Here is a 19,619-nt window from a genome sequence, read left to right on the forward strand (position 1 = left end):
TACGCTAAAATCGCAATGCTTAATTTTATTTGCTTTTTAAAACCTTGCCTTCCTTGAGGTTAAGTTTTTGTATAAGAGATGATGCTGAAACGAAAATGATTTTTCGATTGCCACCAGTGGCGGGTATTAAAAACCATTGGTGGAAATAAAATAATGAACAGAACGACTTCGAGTGAATTTATTCTCTAAAAAAATTGTACTTTTCAGCTTCAGTACACTATGAAATGAAGCCATTAATACTTGTTTTTTTTATCCTACTGTGCTCTTGTGATTATTTTCAATCCAAAAAGGTGTCCCCCGAACAACTTTTGGAAGAAGAGATTCAAGCCATCAACTGGAATGATGTGGATGAGTATCCAACCTTCTCTGATTGTGAAGCGGCCACTACCACCAAAGAAAAAAGGGATTGTTTTGAAAACTACCTTCATGATTTGCTCATGTCGCATTTAGAAAACCAAAAAATTGTGGTGACTGAAGATGTTTCGGATACCGTACTATTAAAAATTCATATTGATAAGACTGGACGGTTTTCCATTCAAAACATTGATATGGATTCGGTAACCAATGCTCAAATTCCACAGCTGGACAGCATTTTGAGGCATAGTTTTGACTCACTTCCAAAAATTTATCCTGCGATTAAACGCAGCCAACAGGTGGCTACTGAGTTTAGTTTACCGGTCATTGTCAACATTAACTAATTGACTCTAAATTTGAGTCCAAGGGTGATGTCCGAGGAAAAGTTGCCTTGGTTTTTAAAAAAGATGGCAAAAATTTGGTTGTAGCTCAGATTCGCATAGATGATATTGCTTAATTTGACGTCAGCACCCAATCCGATAATAAGCGGAATATCAAATGCCGTCTCATCAATATGTTCTGTGTTGGTAACGTTATTATCGTCTATATAGGTAACGGTTGCCTTGGTGAAATTCAGCGTTGCAAACTTAGCATCGCCGTATAAACTAAATCCCGGTTTCTGAAAAAACCGATACCGGTAGCCTAGGGAAAGCTCTGTCGTTTTATATTTGAATTCATCTTTTTCCGCCACATGTCGCAATTGAAAATAGCCCGAATGTCTACTGTTTGCACCTCCAAGCATTTCAATCTCCGCACCAACCACAGTCGATATTTCATTCTTAGGATTGCTTACATACGGACTGTTGGTGATGCCTCCAAAAACACCCAAGCGGATATCGGGGTTAAAACTGGAATGCATGGATACATAATCCGGGTTGACAAAGTTATTGTAGCGGTCTATAAAACGTGCTAAACTTGGCAAGCTCAATTTGACCTTGGAAGCATCTATGGTGTTGTCTGTAAGTTCCTTTAAGGTCGATTTATATTCTTCCTGATAGACATGGTTTGCATTTTTAGTGTTGATCAATTCCACCAATTGATGATCCTGAGTTTTTATAAAGTAACGATATTCATCATCAATAATAGTCCAAAGTAAGCCTAATGGACCTGTAACGGCAGTTTTTAATTGAACAGATTGACCATCAATAGTATAGGTTTCTTGGGCAATAGTCAAAGTGGAGCTGAATAAAAAAATTGCAATTAGAATTGATTTTTTCATAAAACAGGAGTTGGATGATTGTAAATCTACAAAAAGAAATGATAGTAGCACTATTTTTTATAGCTTCTCTCTTTCCATCTAAAGTCCTTAAATACAGATAAAAGCGTTACATAAACACCAAAGAAAGGATAGCAAAGGGAAGATAATAAAAGATGTTTTAAATGAATTCTTTGATTAAAGAAATGGGTTGCTTTAGATATTAATGAAAGATCAATGCCGAATTTTATGATGAAAATATATAATAGTGGCTGAGGTTTTAAAACACCAGTTAAAGACAACACTATTAAGCCGACCAAAAGCGCGTTTTGACTTAAAACGATCAGCCCCACGAGCCTTCCAAAATAATTTTTATAAACAGTCGATTTGGCCGCCCAACGCACGCGTTGTTGAATCAAATCGGCCCATGAGTTTAATGCTGAAGTGTAAACGATAGCCTCTTGGCATTTTAAATAATGTACCTTGCTGGCATTTTGGGCTGTGGCCTTTTCAAGTAAAAACACATCATCCCCACTTGCAATTTCTGAATTACCTTGAAAGCCGTTCAGTATTTTAAAAAGTTCTTTTTTATAAGCCAAATTAGCGCCATTGCATAAAAATGGTTTTTTTATGCCGAAACCTCCAATGGTTGCACCTTGCAAACTCAAAACATCCAAAAGTTGGAAGTTATGTAAAAATCCTTTGCAGTTGGCGTAAGTTATTGGTGCTACAATGAAATCGGGCTGTTGTTCTTGAATGAATTCATCAAAGCTCTCCAACCAATATTTTGGCAGTACACAATCGGCATCTGTCGTTACAATCCAATCATATTTAGCTTTTGAAATGGCCAAATTAATGGCATCTTTCTTTGGTGAATTGCTAATTATTATATTTTTAATCACCCTGAAGTCCATTGGAGTACTTTCGGGAATGGTCAAGATCGAATTGATCAAATGAACTGATAGGTCTTCAGAATCGTCATCCACAAAAATAATTTCGAAATAATCCTTTGGATAATTCAAAGCTGCAATAGATGCCAAAAGTGCAGGAAGCATTTTTTCCTCATTCCTAAACGGAATGATAACGCTAAAACGTGTTAGTGGTTTCATCTGGCCCAACTCAAAAGTTTTAATACGGTCAAAGCCCAAGCTGAAACCCATGATGAGGATAACGTAAATTAAGGTAATACCAATGCAGATAATAATCATGAGGCGGTTTTAGGAAGTTTAAACCTAAGCACATGGTAGCTGCCAATGATGCTTGGAAGTACAAAATTCAAAATCCACATGAAGGTGATGATGGACAGCACAATAGACTCTGAAACGCCAATAAGTCCGAATACATACACCGCAACACCACCCTTAATAATCACATCAAAAATGAAAATAGAAGGAATAATTGACGATAAAACATACATGCTTGCAATGGCAGCCATGGCTTCAAAATAGCTCATATCAATCCCAAATAAGGCCAAGAGGTAGTAAAACTGAAAGGAAAAAATTAGGTAGCGCACTAAAGAATACAGAACTACTTTGAAGATAATTATATTAGAAATACGCGTCAAAAAACCAAATAGTCTATAAAGTGTTTTTGCCTGCTTATTCAACCACGTCGTTTTTAAGGTCCAAATCGATAGAAAGCCTATGATTCCAATCCCAGTAAGCCAAATTAGGATCCCGTAATAGTCTAATTGAGGTTGATGGTGATGTGCAAAGTATATCAATCCAACCGTTCCGAAAATAGTAGTGATGCCCATTTGTGCACAATTTCCGAGTAAGTTCAGAAACATTATTTTTTTGCGATATTGAGGGAGGTAATACATTGCTTTTGCGCCATAATCACCAATACGGTTTGGGGTCAATAACGAAGCGGTAAGTGCTCCCAAACTTTGTGATTTGGCTTCAATCCATGAAATTTCGGTTACGGAACTTACCAAAGCCTGCCATTTATTGATTTCAAAAAACCAATTAAGAATACTTAAAAACACTAAAACAACCACAATATTCGTTGAAAAAGAACTATAATTGATCAGATTATGGATAAATTCGACAAAACTTAAATTCTTATTTTGAAATAATTTGGAGTATATAAAGTAAAATGCCGCAACAACAAGGCTTAATTTTATAAGTACAAGTAAGAATTGTTTAGTTTTGTGGGAGATCGCGGTTAACATAGTCACAAATTAAATGATAATTAGCTTATGACGCTTTATTTAAAAACACAAAACTTAAGTTGGCTTTTACTTTTAACACTTTTGACCAGCTCTTTGAGCATGGCCCAAAAGGATGTTGAAAAATGGAAACTACAGCTCGCTTTAGGGCTTAACAACCCCGTTGACCGTGGAGGAGCTGAAGGCTATTATTCTAAGCAGGTCAATTTTCCGACCATTAATTTAGGGGTACAACATATGTTTTCTAATGTGTTAGGAGCGAAACTTGACTTGGGATATAATAGAGCTGCTGCGCATAACGGATCGCTGCCATATAAAATGAATTATACCCGAATCAATGTTCAAGCGGTTTATGATTTCAAAGATTTATTAGCCTTTTTACCCCCGCCAATTGGTGTTGTGGCCCACGCAGGTCCGGGAGTAAGTATGACTAAGCCATTGGGTGCATATGCAAATAATACCTATACCTATGTGAATGTTTTAGGCGGATTGGAAGTGCATTACAGATTGTCCAGATCCGTATCAATTTTTGTTGATGGAGGCTATGCTTATTCTCTTTCGGGAAGTGATAAATATAATGTGGCCACAGACGGATTTTCATTTAACGGTGATTTAGCGTATGTTGCTTTTGGGGTATCCATATCGTTGAGCGGATGCCATTATTGTTATTAAATGATAAAAGAAAAAATTATTTTAGGAATCGATCCCGGCACTACGATTATGGGTTTTGGACTTATAAAAGTGGTTGGGAAAAACATGTTATTTTTACAATTAAACGAACTCGATCTCAAAAAATACGATGACCACTACCTTAAGCTCAAACTCATTTTTGAACGCACTATTGAACTCATTGATACCCATCATCCGGATGAAATAGCTATTGAAGCGCCTTTTTTTGGAAAGAATGTGCAAAGTATGCTGAAGTTGGGACGTGCGCAAGGCGTCGCCATGGCAGCAGGTTTAAGCAGGGAGATTCCGATTACCGAATATTCTCCAAAAAAAATAAAAATGGCCATCACCGGTAACGGAAATGCAAGCAAAGAACAAGTGGCCAAGATGCTTCAAAGTTTATTGGGACTAAAGACATTACCAAAAAACCTCGACGCCACAGATGGATTGGCCGCTGCGGTTTGTCATTTTTATAATTCAGGTAAGATTGAAATTGGTAAAAGTTATACGGGTTGGGCGGCTTTTGTGAAGCAGAATAGTAGCAGTTCACCGGCTACAAAAGGAGGTCCAAAAAATAATCCGATTATTGACTTGAGAACGAAGAAAAAGTAGTTGGCAGTCGGCAGTTGGCAGTCGGCAGTTGGCATTCGGCAGTTGGCCATCAGCATTGGCCGTCTCAGTCTCAGTTTTCAAGTGGTGGTCTTTATTTAACTTATTAAGTCCTTTGTGAAACTTCGTGGGTCTTTGTGCACCTTTGTGAAATAGCTTTTTTATTTTCGTAATTCGTAAATCGTTATCATGTCTGGCATCTACATCCACATCCCATTTTGCAAACAAGCCTGTCACTACTGCGACTTCCATTTTTCGACCTCATTAAAGAAAAAAGATGAATTGGTTAATGCCTTGGCAAAAGAATTGGTATTGCGAAAAGATGAATTCAAAAACCAAAAAGTAGAAACCATCTATTTTGGTGGTGGCACCCCAAGTTTATTATCGATTGATGAGTTAAGATTTTTGATCGATGAAGTTTACAAAAACTATGAGATTTCTGAAAATCCAGAAATTACGATAGAAGCCAATCCAGATGATCTTAGTAGTAATTCGGTCGCACTGAGCGCAGTTGAAGGGCTTCCTCCAACAATTTTTAAAGATTACAAAACCATCGGTATCAACCGACTTTCCATAGGCATCCAATCCTTTTTTGAGGAAGACTTGAAACTGATGAATCGCGCACACAATTCAGAAGAAGCAAAAAAATGTTTGGAAGAAGCCATAAAGTACTTCGATAATATTTCAATCGACTTAATTTACGGCATTCCGGGAATGAGCAACGAACGCTGGATTCAAAATATAGACACCGCCTTGGCTTTTAATATTCCCCATATTTCAAGTTATGCATTGACCGTAGAGCCTAAAACCGCTTTGGCTAGTTTTATTAAAAAAGGCATTATTAAAAATGTGGATGATGATTTGGCACAAGAGCAATTTCATATCATGATTGAGAAGCTTGAAAGAGCGGGCTTTATACATTACGAACTTTCCAATTTTGGACAACCTGGGTATTTCAGCAGAAACAATTCGGCCTATTGGCAAGGTAAACCGTATTTGGGCATAGGGCCATCGGCACATTCCTTTGATGGGAAACATCGGGGATGGAACGTGCGGAACAATTCTAAATACATTAATTCTTTACAGAAAAACGTTATTCCAATTGAAACTGAAACTCTATCTGTCACGGATAAATACAATGAATATGTGATGACTGGATTACGAACCATTTGGGGTGTTTCCTTAGAAAAGATAGAAGAAGAATTCGGAGAAAAATATAAAATCTATCTTTTGGAGCAATCCCAAAAACATATCATTGAACAATTATTGTATCTTGAGGATGGCAAATTGCTGGTCACAAAAAAAGGTAAATTTTTGAGTGATGGTATTGCTTCTGATTTATTTATGTTGAATTAAAGATAACTATCTCGAAACTCTCTCAGGGTTTCAAACCCTGAGAGAGTTAAAGGACAGTTTCAAATATTATGGCGTCATTAGATAAAATAGAATTCGGTCATTATTACCATATTTATAATAGGGGAAACAATGGTGATGCTATTTTCTTTGACGAAGAAAATTACAGATATTTTCTCTCACTTTACCTAAAGTATATTTATCCTGTAGCAGATACTTATTGTTGGTGCTTACTAAAAAACCATTTTCATTTTTTAATAGGGATTAAAGAACTTGATGAAATCAAGATAGAACAACTAAATTATTCTACGAACATTAGAATAAACATAGAAAAAGTTAATCCGTCAAAGCAATTTTCACATCTGTTCAATGCTTACACACAAGCTGCAAATAAAAAGTATGACCGAACCGGAGGTGTGTTTGAAGAACCTTTCAGAAGAAAGTTAGTATCTTCTCAGGAGTACCTTATAAAATTGATTTTTTATATCCATAATAATCCTGTTTATAACCGATTAGTGGATACAATTCCAGATTATAAATGGTCTTCTTACCATTCAATCCTATCCTCTAAACCAACTTATATATTAAAAAATGATGTCATTGAGCTGTCTGACGATTTGCCGAACTTTCAAATATATCATTCCAGGAATCAAGATTTTGAAGATATTAAATCCTTAATTTTGGAGTGATTTTAAACCCTATCTGAGCTTCAAATCCAGCTCTCTGAGGGTTTCAAGCCCAGCCCTCTCAGGGTTCCAAACCCTGAGAGGGCTAAGAGATAAAAAAAGTTAAAATACAAGTAAAATGATGAAAGCAACCATACAGTACCAGTCAAATACTTACGAGATAGATTTATCAGAACCTCTTGATATTTCTATTCCATTGCGTGCTTCTAAAAGTAATGTGAATGCCTGGTATATTGGTGAGCCTAAAATTGAACCTGTTAAAACACGCGATTGGATTGGAAACGTGAAAGCGGGTGGTTCGGTCAATTTTAACGATATTTATTTCAATCCACACGCCCATGGGACACATACCGAGTGTATTGGCCACATTACAGAGGAATTCCACTCCATTAATAAAAATTTAAAACAGTTTTTCTTTACTGCGGAATTAATTTCTGTCGCTCCAGAAAACTTTATGAAGGATACGGTTATTTCCAAGCATCAATTAGAAATGTTATTACAAGGTAAATCGCCTGAAGCATTGGTCATTCGTACCCTACCAAATACAAAAAACAAGAAAAGTCGACATTATTCTGAAACTAATTGGGCCTATTTGACCGAAGAGGCCATGGTGTTTCTTAGGGAAAGAGGCATCAAACATTTGTTGATAGATTTGCCAAGTGTGGATCGGGAACACGATGGTGGAAAACTGCTCTCGCATAAAGCCTTTTGGAATTTTGATGGCGAGAGAAGGATGGATTGCACCATTACAGAATTCATCTATGTTAAGAACAAAATAGAAGATGGCAGTTATCTATTGAATTTGCAAATTGCTCCTTTTGTGAATGATGCTACGCCGAGTAAACCTATTTTATATAAACTTATGGAGTGATATGAAAATAACTTTGAAATTGGAGGAGTTGGCCATGTTTGGGCTGGGAATTTTAGCTTTTAATCAATTGGACTTTGCCTGGTGGTGGTTTTTGATTCTCATCTTAACGCCAGATATTGGGATGCTTGGATATCTCATCAATTCAAAAATTGGTGCGCTGACATATAATATCTGCCATCATAAAGGTTTGGCCATTTTGATATATTTCTTGGGTATTTATCTTACCTATGATATTCTACAACTTGTGGGGATTATCTTGTTTTCACATGCGGCACTTGATCGGGTTTTTGGGTATGGACTGAAATTCCACAGTTCATTTAATGATACACATTTAGGGCCTTTAAAGAAAATTGACGGGAATTGAACTTGAAAATAGGAGGGTAAATCTGTATTTCATTGAGTTGATTGTTTAAATTTAAGAAGCTTAAACTGACTTATGATGTAATGTCATGTTTTTATTTCCCTATCTGTATGTTGTTTATCCTTTGGTTATTTCCAAACCATTTATCAAAAAGATAGCTTTTTTACAATTCTGGCCGATTCGCTAATCAAATTTGGCTCATATAAACAAGCCATTGCACGGTTACAGAACAACTTAAAAAATCATAAAAATGCTTCAATAATTTGAGCTTGGTGAAGAATAAGGTATCGGGTTCTGGCTTTTATAAATCAGAAATACTACCAACCATACAGTTTTTTCTGCAAACTGTACATTGTTCTATCGTTTATTTTCCTTTCTGATTTAAATTTAAATCGAAATAACAACTAAAAAATCTTATGGAAAGGGCAAGCTAAAAGCTTTTTTACTACAAGGAGATGATCAGTTGCTCATAGTACACGCAGAAAATAATTCTTAAGAAGAAAAGTGTTAACATTTTCAAAAGTAGAAAGACTAAAGAGAAATAAAACAATATAAAAAATGAAAAACATAACTGTAATCCCGTTCGTACTTAGTTTATTCATGATATTTACTTGTACGTCACAAGATGAAATGGATGTCCCTGAGATAGGGGTATCCGAATTGAAATCTAAAAGAAGCACACAAGAAGCAAATGAGTATTTGTATGAACGCGAAGTACACTATCTCAGTACTGTTAGCAAAATCAATACCTTGAAAAAAGAAAAGGAAGACATTTTAATTGCCATTGAAAAAGGTGAAAAATCTGCGGTTGAAAAGTTAGAAAGGATTCAAAAGGAGGAACGAAGGTTGAATGGACTTATGGAGTTTTTATTAAAATTACCAGACATGCCAATCAAGTTTCCACCCAAAGGTTGTATGGATGTTTCTAATTGTGATCCAAAAAGAGATTTGTCTAATATTGCGGGAATAATCCTTGAAGAAAGTTTTAAGGAATTCCGTATGGAAATCGTAGATTTTAAAAACAATAGCATGGAGACAAAAACCGAAACAATAAAAAATGACGAGGGTCAGATGGTCGTGCTTTTCGAAACCAAGTTGGAAGGGAGTGGGTATTTACAAATCACTACAAACACCGGAAAGTTAGGTAAGATTAAATCAGAAATTCCGATATCCATTTCTAAATAAAAATAAACCAAAATTACGTATATTGAAGCTCTCTGTTACACGAGAGCTTTTTTATGAAATACAGTGTTTTATACCTCATTTTAATCGTTTTTTCTATTCAGAAAGTCACTTCTCAAAACACTGAAATAGAGATTGAAAACGCATTTAACAAAGCCGTTGAAAATCATTATACAAATAAAGATAGTGCTTATTTCTATTATGAAAAGACAATTCGTTTAGCCGATAAAAGCAATGATTTAACCTACATTTTTAATAGTTTTCTTTATTTGATCAATGCAAACGGAAATTATTTAGATTTAGAAAATTATAAAAAAAATATCGAACGTGAAGAAAAGTTTATTTTAGAAGATAAACGGTTATCTACTTTTCCTGAGCTACAATTTTATAAAGACTATTTACTATTTGATAAAGGAAATTATCACTACAAACTCAAACAATATGCGAATTCAAAAACATACTTTCAAGAGTTATTTGACAAAATAGACGCTATTCCCGTGGAACAACGTACCGCCATGGATTTAGCAACGATGTCAAGTTTATATAGCTTTTTGGGGCTTATCTACCACCACACTAATAAGTACGAATTGGCTTCCTATTCTTTTAAAAGAGATATTGCGCACCTAACTAAATATAAAGACAGTATTGCTGAATGGGAATCGGATGTCAATAATTCGAAGAAGTTGCTTGCTCAAGTGTATACCGCAACCAAGAACTTCAATGACGCCAATCGTCTCTCAGAGGAAGTGTTGACTTTTTATAAAAAAAAGCAAAGTAATCCTCGATTTAAAAATAATATTTTATCGTCGTTTTTGCTGATTGCCAAGAACTACAGCGAGCAGGGTAGGTATGACTTGGCACTGCAAAAATTGGACGAAGTAATGGGTTATAAATATGAAGCAAACCCCTATGCAAGTGAGTTTGACCTAATTTATGGTGATAGTTATTTAGGACTAAAAGATTATGAAAAAGCTTTGACCTATTATAGCAATAGCCTTGATAAGGCCTTAAAAAAGCACAATAACAAAAAGCATCAGGACATCGCAATTGTCTATGCCAGATTGGGGAAGCTCTATATCTCACAGCGTAACATCAACAAGAGCTTGCAGTATTACCAATTGGCTTTGATGCAATTTGACAACGCGTTTAATTCTAAAGATTTTGAATCAAATCCCAACCCTTTAAAAGTAGATGACAAAACTGCATTCATCAAAATTTTAAGAGAGAAATTAGAAGCGTTAAATACCGCCCATGACCAGGCAAAAGAGATCAACTATTTAAAAATGGCCCATAATACTTCTAAAACCATCATTGGCACCTTAGATGTATTGCGACCAGAATTTGAAAGCAAGTTAGACAAGCAGTTTTTAATCAATGAAACCTATCCCTCGTTCCAAACAGCTGTTTCAGTAGCTTATAAACTATACGAGACAACTAAGGATCCTATTTATATTGATGATGCTTTTCACTTTATGGAAAAGAGCAAAAGCATTTCGTTGTTAGAAGCACATCGCAATGCTGAAGCAACAAAATACGGAAACGTGCCCGATGAAGTTCTCGTAAAAGGGCATGAATTCCGGGCCTCTATTTCATATTTTGAACAGCAGGTTTTCAAAGCGTCACCCGATGAGATCCAATCGCTGTCGGATTCGTTGAGCACTATAAAAAACAATTACTATAATTATATTGGGGAAATAGAAAAGGACTATGCTACTTATTATGCAATGAAATATAATTCTGACGTGACTTCTCTTGATAAGGTGCAACAGCAGTTAGGGTATAATCAGGCACTTTTGAGTTTTTTGAGCGCTGATGAGCATCTATTCTTAATAGTGATAGATAGGCAAAAAAAGGAGTTTTTAAGGCTTTTATTTAATGATGAAATTAAGACGTCCATAAAAAATCTATATAGAAAAAGTTCTAAACTTGATATTAGCGATAATTCAATTTACGAGGATAGCTATAGCATTTATAAAACTATTTTAGAACCAGGCCTGCTCAAAACCCATGCTTCTGATTTGATAATTTTGCCAGACGATGTTTTATACTATATACCGTTTGATGCAGTAAATACTTCAAACAGCGATAAAGCCTCTTTTTTAATTCACACGCATGCCGTGAGTTATGCCAATTCAGCCACGCTATATCAAAAACAACAAGCTGTCAAAAAGGTAAAAAGCAATCGTTTATTGGTATTTGCACCAACGTTTAAGGACAACCGAAATGTTGAACAAGAAAGAGCTGATATGGGACCACTCTTGTTTAATACGATAGAAGCAGAAAACATAGCCCAATATTTTAATTCGAAGGTTTTTAAGAGTAATGAAGCGTCTATTTCTAATTTAGAAAATGAAGTTCATTCCTATAATTTACTTCATTTCGCAACACATGCTTCAGCAAATGATGAATACCCAGACTATTCCTATCTGGCATTTTCAAAGGACAGCTCCAATTCGAACTTGCTTTATGTTAAAGACATCTACAATTACACGTTTAATGCGGATATGGCCACATTGAGTGCTTGCGAAACAGGCTTCGGACCACTTCAGAAAGGTGAAGGTATGTTGAGTTTAGCAAGGGCATTTAATTATGCCGGTGTACCGTCTATTGTGACCACCTTATGGAAAATTAGTGACCAAAGCACCTCGGACATTATGCATGATTTTTACAAAAATTTGAGCGAAGGTCTCGATAAAAAAGAAGCGCTAAGACAAGCTAAAATCAAGTACTTAACTGTAAATTCTGACGATGTGTTGTTGCAACATCCTTATTATTGGTCGGGTATAATTATTTCTGGCAATACATCACCACTAACATCAACCAATTATGTATTATGGGTAATCGTTGGGATTGTTGGACTAATTATAATCTTATTATTAGCTAAAAAATTATTCAAATGAAAAGATGCACGGACCCGTATGTCGGACGGAGCAGGTGCACTGAATAATAATTTATTATAGGCTGTGAAAAAAGATCAACACTAATTTTAAAAAAACTATTGATTTTATTCGTGCATAAGTGGCAAAAGAAACACCAATTCCTTAGTGCTAATTTATAGGTTGTACTAATTTAATTTTTTAATGTCATGTTTATTCCCTTGAAGTATAATGCCGAAACAGATTTTAAGGAGTATTTGTGCGACATTTAAAATCATAATCGGTATTAGTCAAACTCTTTTAATAATTTTATTGCTTCTTTACTATTGAATTTTTCTTCTGTAATCACTTGTTGCAATAACTTTTTTGCATTTGCTTTATCTTCGAGTTTTAAATAAGCCAATGCCATATACCACGGTGTTTTATCGGTTAAAGTATCTTTTGTTTTAAGATGTTCTTTTAACAAAGGTAAGGCCTCATCGGCTCTGTCTAACTTTAATAATGCATTTGCTTTATAGAATAAGTAATACGGCTCTTTAGTGGAAGCATATAAATTTGTAAACAACTTTACTGCTTCGTCATAATTTCCTTTTTCATAAGCCATAAAAGCCATTGTTTTTTCATTTTGCTCTGTTGTTCCTCGTTCTATAGGCTCAATAACGTTTCTGTAAGGTTCGAAGTAATTGTTAAAGAGCTCATTAGTATTGGCGGGATTGTTAACATTAAAAAAATAGGATAAACCTAACAATAAAACGATGCTTGCCGCAGCCAACCATTTTGTATTAAATAGTCTTCTTTTTTGAGGTTTTTTAGTTTTGAAACCAGTTACTAATTCTCTAAATGCAATATCGTCTTCGTGTTGAGCGACTTTCTTTATATTAATATGTAAGTCCACCTCTTTTTTAAAGGCGTCATCATTTGATAACAAGGTGTCAAATTCAAGCTGTTCGGCTAACGAAAGCCTATTTTGAATATACTTTTCTATTAACTCGTCTTTATTCATTCCTTTGGGATTTAATCATTTCCTTCAAGCTTTTTAAACATCTTGACTTTTGACTTCTGACCACACTTCCGCTTGTATATTCTGTTAATTCAACAATATCATCGATAGTTAGTCCTCTATAATAGAATAAGGTTAACAATTCTTTGCATTTTTTTCCTAATTTGTTAAAATGAGTTCTCAATAATTGTTGTTCTATGGTAAGTTCTTCGTTTTCGAATTCTACAGCAACTGGTTCAATATGAGCATATTTTGAAACGGTATCTGTGTTTAACGTCGTGGTTTTCTTTTTCTCTTTTAATAAATCATAAATCATGAATTTTCCGATACCAAATAGATAGGTTTTTAAGGAACTTTTTACGTTATCTAATTTGCCATTGATGGCATGTTTTCTTAAGGCAATAAAAGCTTCTTGGTAGATGTCAATAAGATCGTCATAGTCTAAGCCGTACTTCATTCCAAAGTTCAGAAAAGCCTCTTTATGGGTTGTGTAGAGTTCTTGGATCTCTTTAGGCTTTCCATGGATAAAAGAGTTAATGTGTTTTTCTTCCATTTAGTATGTCATAATTAAACCTAAGATAAATAATATAAAAATACTTAGAAACTAATGTTAACCTTTAAATTCTGTAAGGTACTAAAGGTGAATGCAGAATCTAAAACATTATGAACTTTTTAAAAAAATCAAAGCCTGATTAGCTTTAGCGACAAAAATCACAAAACCACTATCGGTTATGTCATGGCCGAATTGCTATATAAACATTGAGAGTTCACTATAAACCTTGAAAAACTTAAATATTAAAAATTAAAAATCAATTGATAATGAAAACTATACTAAAACTCAGTACATTTTTACTACTCATCTGTTTCACATTTTCGTGCAGTAAAGATGATGATGATCAAGACAAACCCGAAGCTGTTACCCATGTGTATGCAGTGGGACATGAGTACAATGGTGTAAATAGCATTGCTAAGATGTGGAAAAACGGTGTAGCCACTCCATTAACCGATGGAACGAATAATGCTGATGCTAAAGCCATTTATGTTATAGGAACAGATGTTTATGTATTAATTAATGAAGAAACTGAAACGTCACTTGTTCCCATATTATGGAAAAATGGTGTAAAAAGTGTATTGTCTGAAGGGACTAATAGCAATTCTGCAGAATCACTTTTTGTAGTTAACAATGATGTGTTTGTTTCAGGAATTGAAGTAAGAAATTATAAACATCATGCTGTCCTGTGGAAAAACGGTATTAAAACTTCCCTTACAGATGGCACAAATCAGTCTGGTGCAACTTCGGTGTTTGTGGCTAATGGCGATGTGTATGTGGCGGGATATGAGATTATAAACAACAGTGAATATGCTGTTTTATGGAAGAATAATGTAAAATTAATTCTTAACGATGCGGTTAATTCAGGGGCATCATCCGTTTTCGTTTCTGGAGAAGATGTATATGTTGCGGGATATGATTATAGTGGTTCAAATAAAGCTCGGATATGGAAAAATGGTAACCCTGTTTATTTATCCAATGGATCAAATGATGTAGTAGCAACCTCCGTTTTTGTTTCAAACAGGGATGTTTATGCATTTGGTCAGGAATATAGAAGCGATAGTAGAATTATAAAAATGTGGAAAAACGGGGTAGAAACTTCAATAAGTGATGAAAATGAATTTTCATTTTTTAATTCTGGTTTTGTTTTAGGAAACGATGTGTATGTGGGAGGAAATAAAAATAATGAACCTCACCCATCGAACGCAAGAATATGGAAAAACGGCATACCAATCAATTTAACAGATGGCACCAATGATGCGAATATAAACGGCGTTTTCGTCACAAAAAATTAAAAATAGTCATTTGGCACCTGGAAGATTTACTTTAGATCTATCATTAGATAATGCTTTAGGAGGAGTTGGGACTAATGAATTTGGAACATTAAAGGAACCATCAAATCCCTTAAAAATTAAATAAGGAAACGACAAGATTTATTAAAACACGTCATATTTTTCATCCTAAAGTAATGGCCATCTTGATATGTTTTGCGGGTATTAAGATATCCTGCAAATTGCCGGAGCCATCTTGTTTTCTCGCTCAGCTAATGAAAGGATTTTTGGCTATGGACTGAAATGCGACAGTTCATTTAATGACACACATTTGGGGTCTTAATAGGAAATTGACGAAAAATGAATTTGAAAAATAGTAAGATAAATCTGTAATTCATTGAGTTAATTGTTTAAATTTAAGACGTTTAAATAGGCTTTGATGAGGTGTTATATTTTCATTTTTCTATCTGCGCTTTGGTTGTCTCTTGGTTATTCTCAAACGATTTATAAAAAAGACAGCTTGACAATTCTTGCCGATTCGCTAACCAAAGAAGGTTCTTATAAAAAGGCCATTGTAGTTAGAAAACAAGCCTTAAAGCAAAACCATAATTCTTCAAAAGATTACAGAGCCTACCTTAACGCAAAATACCATCATGCCAAGTCCTGTGACTACGAATTTGACAGCTACAATTACTACCAACCAGACAAAATAATCACTCAAAAAGTGCAGCAACAATATTTGGACAGTGCGCTTCAATCGGCTATAAATGCGAGAGATTTATTGCAGCAGATGGAACGACCAGATCGGATTTTTCAGTATGAGGTTCAAAGTCGAGTGTTCCACCAAACGGCTTATTTAGGAAATTGGAAACACGCTTTGGAGCAAGCAAAATTGAGTTATGAGTTTTTGAAGGATACGCTAACCAACTCTGACAAAAATTTTGTGGATTTGGTTTATGATATTGGGTACATCTACGGACAATTGGGGGATTATTCTAAATCAGTTGAAAATTATCAGATCTCATTAGATTTATACCGGAACAGTATTGGTGAAGAAAATCACGATGTTGCGCTTGCCTATAATAATATTTCCGTTCAGTACAGGAAATTGGGCCTAAAAACAAAGGAACTGGAGTCGCTTTTGAAAGCGCAGAGTATTTGGGAAAATCTCAATGATGAAAGCGTTGAAAAATTTCTATATGTATGTTATGGAAATTTGTTTTTTTGGTATTCCTATTATGGCGATTTTGAAAAAGCCGAAGCCTATATTTTAAAGAAAAATGAATTAAGAACACGGGCTAAAAATGGAGGAACGAATTCCTTTTTCAGAAACAAGGAAGAAATTTATAAAAGCAAATTGTCCGAATGGTATGATTTGATGTTGCATTATTCCAGAAAAAAGGATACCACCAAAACCCTTTTATATGTAGATAACATTTTGAAAACTATTAATTCTGATAAAAAACTATTCGACTTTGAAACACTTACATTAAGTTCCACATTAAAGTTTTATGCCTCTTTTTTGGAAAGAGAGAAGCCTGAAGAGGCGCTGAGAGTTTTGGATAGGGCCATTGATATCCAACATCAATATCAAGATGTTTACTATACCAAGCCTCATGAATATTTGTTGTATAAAATGCGATTGTTGTTAAACGCTAAAAAATATTCTGAAGCTAATTTCTTGTTGGCGGAATTAAATAGTTTAAATGAAATTAACGAAATCAAATACAAGTTTGAACTGGCCATATTAAACGCTGAAACAGCACAGGCATTAAATGATAATGAGAAAGCTAAAACCTATTTTGACGATGCTTATACTCTATTGAAGGATTCCGATGATGAAGTAGAATATGTGGGAACTTCAGAATCAGGAACATTGGTTTCTTTCGAAATTATTGAAGGTTTTTTGACTATGGGCGATTTTTATCTTCAACTTTATGAGAGAGATAGCATTAAGGAATATCTGACAAGAGCTAGCCATCGCTATTTTTTTGCAGCAAAGATTTTTAATCAATTGTATTTGGGGCAACGGTATAATGAACGCCTGTTTACAATTTATGATGATATTAATGAACGTTTGATGAGAGTTGGCTTGATGCAGGATTCAAGTCCAATATTAATATCCAAAATTTTAAACACTATCGAAAACAACGGTTCCAAGTTGACCTTGTCAAAGTTTGTATTTAACAAGCAACGGCAGGATGTCGTTGTTTCGGATCAATTTATCAATATAGAAGAAAGCATAAAGGCAGAACTAAATTTTTATCAGAATGCGGTGTTAAAGATTGATGGGAATTCTGAAGAAAAGCTAACACTATGGAAGCGGAAAATCTATGAGCTGAAAAACGATTTAGTCAAAGTTCAGGACTCCATTAAGCACGAGAATAAAACCTATTATGATTTAAATGTTAAATACTTTGAAGTTGGACCGCTTCAAAATTCCTTAAAAAATGATGAGTTGATTTTAAAATATATCATTACAGATCAGCATTTATTTGCCTTTTTAATTTCTAAAAATAGCATTGATTTATTACCACCAATAGACAAATCAAAGGCTCTAAGCACCTTAAAAAACTGTTTGGCGATTTTGAAAGGGAGAATTCCGGATTATGAAGCGTCTTTTAGTACGATGCGGAAATTGTTATTTGACACTATTGATTTTAAGCCTTATAAAAAAATAATTATAATCCCAGATGGCGTCTTGAATTACTTTCCATTTGAATCGCTTTTGATGGATGAAAAAATGCCTTCAGTAAGTTATTCGTCTTCGTTGCCATTGTATCAAGAACAAAAAAACACCAATTCAAATTTTCAACCTATTCGGATAGGTGCATTTTCTGCATCCAATAATCAAAGTAAATTACCGAGAGCTTCAGATGAGGTTAATGCGATTCTTAAAATATTTGAAGGAAAGAGTAATATCAATGCTTCAAAAAAAGAATTTCTTCAAAACGTTGGTGATTTTAATATTCTGCATTTAGCAATGCATTCGCATATTGATGAAATGCACCCAGAGTTTTCAGCCTTAAATTTTTATGGAGAAAATGATAACCAATTATTTATTTCGGAACTTTATAATGAAAGTTTAGATGCCGATTTGGCGGTATTGAGCGCTTGCGACACGGGCAGCGGTTTTTATGAAAATGGCGAAGGAGTGATTAGCCTATCGCGTGCCTTCAGTTACGCAGGTGTGCCAAGCACTGTCGTAAGTCTTTGGAAGGTGGATGATGAAGCCACCGCAAAAATCATGACCTATTTTTATGAGCATTTAAAATTGGGCGAGACCAAAGACGAAGCGCTTAAAAATGCTAAATTAGATTATTTGAAATATACCGACGACGATTTGTTGAAACATCCGTATTACTGGTCAGGATTTGTGCTTTCTGGCAATACGGATGCACTTGTTGAAAAACAAAATTACTGGATTTACCTATCCGTTTTACCGATTCTTGCTTTAGGGTTTTTTAGAAAAAAACTATTTCAATTTTTTAAGAAGTGATTTAGCCTCAGTTTTTTTGAAATTTTCTTCAGAATCAATAAAGATCATGAGCTCTTGCCTTGCTTTATCAAGTTGGTTGGACTTTAGATAAGCCAATGCCAAGTACCAATGCGTTCTGTTGGTCAAGGCGTCAGAATAGGTGAGGTGGGTCTTGAAAACTTCAATCGCTTCTTTTGTTTTATCTAAAGCCAAAAGCGAATTTCCTTTATAAAATAACAACTCTGAATTTTTTGTGCTGTCAAAAGCCTGTTCAAATAGTGCTATTGCATTTTCATAATTGGCTTCATTATAAGTGATAAAAGCCTCGTTGACCAATTGGTCATTTGTTTCAGAACGTACAATCGGGGCGCTCACATTTTTTGAAGGTTCAAAATAAGAAGTGAATAAGCGGTCATTATTGATGCCTTTGTTCATGAAAAAACTAATGCTTATAGCAATAATGAAGATTGCTGCTATGGCTGAGATGGGTTTTAACCACTTGGATTTAGAAACGACCTTCTTTGGCGAAATCTCTGTTTCGTAAGCAGCCAATTGGCTTCTGAAAAGTATATCGTCTTCGGTTTCAGCAACCGCCTGTACATTTTTCAGAAAATCGACTTCTTGTTTAAAATTCTCATCAGTTTTATAGAGTTTATTGAATTCCAGAAGCTCTACTTCTGTCAAGTTTTTGGAAAAATATTTTTCTATTAGTGTTTCGTTAATCGTCATCTTGGGGATGTTTTGATCAGGTTTTTCAATGTTTTCAGGCAACGCGATTTTTGACTTCGCACTACGGCTTCACTTTCATAACCATGTTGTGTTGCTATTTCTTCATTGGTTAGTCCTCTGTAAAAGCTTAATGTTAACATCTGCTGGCAACTTTTTCCTAATTGATTGAAAAAATGCCTTAACAATTTTTGCTCTTCAGTAAGTTCTTGTATGCTATCAATTGGAATACTTTCATGATCAGAATCCGTACTATGGAGCCGTATAT

Annotated in this window: 19 protein-coding genes; 12 read left to right on the forward strand and 7 right to left on the reverse strand. The window is 34.8% G+C overall.

Features of this window, described 5'->3' with window-relative positions; genetic code table 11:
* Window positions 1-290: 290 nt before the first annotated feature.
* The gene (locus tag MWU32_RS01080; RefSeq protein ID WP_246936983.1) at window positions 291-698 is read left to right on the forward strand and encodes a hypothetical protein; all 408 of its coding nucleotides are present in this window, start codon (window positions 291-293) and stop codon (window positions 696-698) included.
* On the opposite strand, the gene MWU32_RS01085 is transcribed toward MWU32_RS01080, so the two are convergent.
* Genes MWU32_RS01085 through MWU32_RS01095 form a run of 3 tightly spaced genes read right to left on the reverse strand, consistent with a single transcriptional unit; the run spans window position 695 to window position 3,722 of the window.
* The gene (locus MWU32_RS01085; protein ID WP_246936986.1) at window positions 695-1,573 is read right to left on the reverse strand and encodes an outer membrane beta-barrel protein; all 879 of its coding nucleotides are present in this window, start codon (window positions 1,571-1,573) and stop codon (window positions 695-697) included. The two genes, MWU32_RS01080 and MWU32_RS01085, sit on opposite strands and share 4 nt — an antisense overlap.
* A gap of 50 nt (window positions 1,574-1,623) precedes the next feature.
* Complete coding sequence (locus MWU32_RS01090) at window positions 1,624-2,757, reverse strand: glycosyltransferase family 2 protein (RefSeq protein ID WP_246936988.1); 1,134 nt, start codon at window positions 2,755-2,757, stop codon at window positions 1,624-1,626.
* The gene (locus tag MWU32_RS01095) at window positions 2,754-3,722 is read right to left on the reverse strand and encodes a lysylphosphatidylglycerol synthase domain-containing protein (protein ID WP_246936990.1); all 969 of its coding nucleotides are present in this window, start codon (window positions 3,720-3,722) and stop codon (window positions 2,754-2,756) included. Before MWU32_RS01095 ends, MWU32_RS01090 begins: the two co-directional genes overlap by 4 nt.
* A gap of 27 nt (window positions 3,723-3,749) precedes the next feature.
* Between MWU32_RS01095 and MWU32_RS01100 the strand changes: the two genes are divergently transcribed.
* The 8 genes from MWU32_RS01100 to MWU32_RS01135 all read left to right on the forward strand — a co-directional run bounded on the left by MWU32_RS01100 (window position 3,750) and on the right by MWU32_RS01135 (window position 12,350).
* Window positions 3,750-4,391 carry a porin family protein gene (locus MWU32_RS01100; RefSeq protein WP_246936993.1) on the forward strand — a complete coding sequence of 214 codons (642 nt, stop codon included), beginning with the start codon at window positions 3,750-3,752 and terminating at the stop codon, window positions 4,389-4,391.
* A complete protein-coding gene (gene ruvC, locus MWU32_RS01105; protein ID WP_246936995.1) occupies window positions 4,392-5,000 on the forward strand; it encodes a crossover junction endodeoxyribonuclease RuvC in 609 nt (202 codons plus the stop codon).
* 186 nt (window positions 5,001-5,186) lie between these two features.
* A complete protein-coding gene (gene hemW / locus MWU32_RS01110) occupies window positions 5,187-6,353 on the forward strand; it encodes a radical SAM family heme chaperone HemW (RefSeq protein ID WP_246936997.1) in 1,167 nt (388 codons plus the stop codon).
* 68 nt (window positions 6,354-6,421) lie between these two features.
* Window positions 6,422-7,039 carry a hypothetical protein gene (locus tag MWU32_RS01115; RefSeq protein WP_246936999.1) on the forward strand — a complete coding sequence of 206 codons (618 nt, stop codon included), beginning with the start codon at window positions 6,422-6,424 and terminating at the stop codon, window positions 7,037-7,039.
* Between the two features lie 118 nt (window positions 7,040-7,157).
* On the forward strand, window positions 7,158-7,907 hold the full coding sequence (locus tag MWU32_RS01120) for a cyclase family protein (protein ID WP_246937017.1): 750 nt from the start codon (window positions 7,158-7,160) through the stop codon (window positions 7,905-7,907).
* A gap of 1 nt (window position 7,908) precedes the next feature.
* Window positions 7,909-8,271: a DUF4260 domain-containing protein gene (locus MWU32_RS01125; RefSeq protein ID WP_246937002.1), complete on the forward strand. Its 363-nt coding sequence runs from the start codon at window positions 7,909-7,911 to the stop codon at window positions 8,269-8,271.
* A gap of 555 nt (window positions 8,272-8,826) precedes the next feature.
* Window positions 8,827-9,453, forward strand: a complete 627-nt coding sequence (locus MWU32_RS01130) for a hypothetical protein (protein ID WP_246937003.1) — start codon at window positions 8,827-8,829, stop codon at window positions 9,451-9,453.
* A 53-nt stretch (window positions 9,454-9,506) separates the two neighbouring features.
* Entirely contained in the window at window positions 9,507-12,350 is a 2,844-nt protein-coding gene (locus MWU32_RS01135; protein WP_246937005.1) for a CHAT domain-containing protein, read from the forward strand.
* A 262-nt stretch (window positions 12,351-12,612) separates the two neighbouring features.
* Here the strand turns inward: MWU32_RS01135 and MWU32_RS01140 are convergent, their stop codons facing one another.
* Both MWU32_RS01140 and MWU32_RS01145 read right to left on the reverse strand, forming a co-directional pair.
* Complete coding sequence (locus tag MWU32_RS01140; RefSeq protein ID WP_246937007.1) at window positions 12,613-13,329, reverse strand: tetratricopeptide repeat protein; 717 nt, start codon at window positions 13,327-13,329, stop codon at window positions 12,613-12,615.
* The gene (locus tag MWU32_RS01145; RefSeq protein ID WP_246937009.1) at window positions 13,322-13,879 is read right to left on the reverse strand and encodes an RNA polymerase sigma factor; all 558 of its coding nucleotides are present in this window, start codon (window positions 13,877-13,879) and stop codon (window positions 13,322-13,324) included. The genes MWU32_RS01140 and MWU32_RS01145 overlap by 8 nt, the downstream gene beginning before the upstream one ends.
* Before the next feature lie 266 nt (window positions 13,880-14,145).
* On the opposite strand from MWU32_RS01145, the gene MWU32_RS01150 reads away from it, so the two are divergent.
* The 3 genes from MWU32_RS01150 (at window position 14,146) to MWU32_RS01155 (ending at window position 18,646) form a co-directional block, all read left to right on the forward strand.
* Window positions 14,146-15,171 (forward strand): hypothetical protein, encoded by a 1,026-nt coding sequence (locus MWU32_RS01150; protein WP_246937011.1) that lies wholly within the window; start codon window positions 14,146-14,148, stop codon window positions 15,169-15,171.
* Window positions 15,172-15,388: 217 nt separating this feature from the next.
* Complete coding sequence (locus MWU32_RS05430; protein WP_410744420.1) at window positions 15,389-15,490, forward strand: DUF4260 family protein; 102 nt, start codon at window positions 15,389-15,391, stop codon at window positions 15,488-15,490.
* A gap of 96 nt (window positions 15,491-15,586) precedes the next feature.
* Window positions 15,587-18,646 carry a CHAT domain-containing protein gene (locus MWU32_RS01155; RefSeq protein ID WP_246937013.1) on the forward strand — a complete coding sequence of 1,020 codons (3,060 nt, stop codon included), beginning with the start codon at window positions 15,587-15,589 and terminating at the stop codon, window positions 18,644-18,646.
* Here the strand turns inward: MWU32_RS01155 and MWU32_RS01160 are convergent.
* Both MWU32_RS01160 and MWU32_RS01165 read right to left on the reverse strand, forming a co-directional pair.
* Window positions 18,623-19,354 carry a tetratricopeptide repeat protein gene (locus tag MWU32_RS01160; protein WP_246937015.1) on the reverse strand — a complete coding sequence of 244 codons (732 nt, stop codon included), beginning with the start codon at window positions 19,352-19,354 and terminating at the stop codon, window positions 18,623-18,625. The genes MWU32_RS01155 and MWU32_RS01160 overlap by 24 nt on opposite strands.
* Window positions 19,351-19,619 (reverse strand): RNA polymerase sigma factor (locus tag MWU32_RS01165; protein WP_410744419.1); only part of this gene is annotated, 269 nt, incomplete at its 5' end. The genes MWU32_RS01165 and MWU32_RS01160, both read right to left, overlap by 4 nt.

The organism is Gelidibacter sp. F63206 (genome assembly GCF_023015735.1).

Excerpts from the sequence above, each read along its gene's own strand:
- MWU32_RS01115 (WP_246936999.1), top strand. The coding sequence starts at position 6,422 with ATGGCGTCATTAGATAAAATAGAATTCGGTCATTATTACCATATTTAT.
- MWU32_RS01100 (WP_246936993.1), top strand. The coding sequence starts at position 3,750 with ATGACGCTTTATTTAAAAACACAAAACTTAAGTTGGCTTTTACTTTTA.
- MWU32_RS01085 (WP_246936986.1), bottom strand. The coding sequence starts at position 1,573 with ATGAAAAAATCAATTCTAATTGCAATTTTTTTATTCAGCTCCACTTTG.
- MWU32_RS01095 (WP_246936990.1), bottom strand. The coding sequence starts at position 3,722 with ATGTTAACCGCGATCTCCCACAAAACTAAACAATTCTTACTTGTACTT.
- ruvC (WP_246936995.1), top strand. The coding sequence starts at position 4,392 with ATGATAAAAGAAAAAATTATTTTAGGAATCGATCCCGGCACTACGATT.
- MWU32_RS01125 (WP_246937002.1), top strand. The coding sequence starts at position 7,909 with ATGAAAATAACTTTGAAATTGGAGGAGTTGGCCATGTTTGGGCTGGGA.
- MWU32_RS01090 (WP_246936988.1), bottom strand. The coding sequence starts at position 2,757 with ATGATTATTATCTGCATTGGTATTACCTTAATTTACGTTATCCTCATC.
- hemW (WP_246936997.1), top strand. The coding sequence starts at position 5,187 with ATGTCTGGCATCTACATCCACATCCCATTTTGCAAACAAGCCTGTCAC.
- MWU32_RS01130 (WP_246937003.1), top strand. The coding sequence starts at position 8,827 with ATGAAAAACATAACTGTAATCCCGTTCGTACTTAGTTTATTCATGATA.
- MWU32_RS01120 (WP_246937017.1), top strand. The coding sequence starts at position 7,158 with ATGAAAGCAACCATACAGTACCAGTCAAATACTTACGAGATAGATTTA.
- MWU32_RS01160 (WP_246937015.1), bottom strand. The coding sequence starts at position 19,354 with ATGACGATTAACGAAACACTAATAGAAAAATATTTTTCCAAAAACTTG.
- MWU32_RS01135 (WP_246937005.1), top strand. The coding sequence starts at position 9,507 with ATGAAATACAGTGTTTTATACCTCATTTTAATCGTTTTTTCTATTCAG.
- MWU32_RS01140 (WP_246937007.1), bottom strand. The coding sequence starts at position 13,329 with ATGAATAAAGACGAGTTAATAGAAAAGTATATTCAAAATAGGCTTTCG.
- MWU32_RS01145 (WP_246937009.1), bottom strand. The coding sequence starts at position 13,879 with ATGGAAGAAAAACACATTAACTCTTTTATCCATGGAAAGCCTAAAGAG.
- MWU32_RS01155 (WP_246937013.1), top strand. The coding sequence starts at position 15,587 with ATGAGGTGTTATATTTTCATTTTTCTATCTGCGCTTTGGTTGTCTCTT.
- MWU32_RS01150 (WP_246937011.1), top strand. The coding sequence starts at position 14,146 with ATGAAAACTATACTAAAACTCAGTACATTTTTACTACTCATCTGTTTC.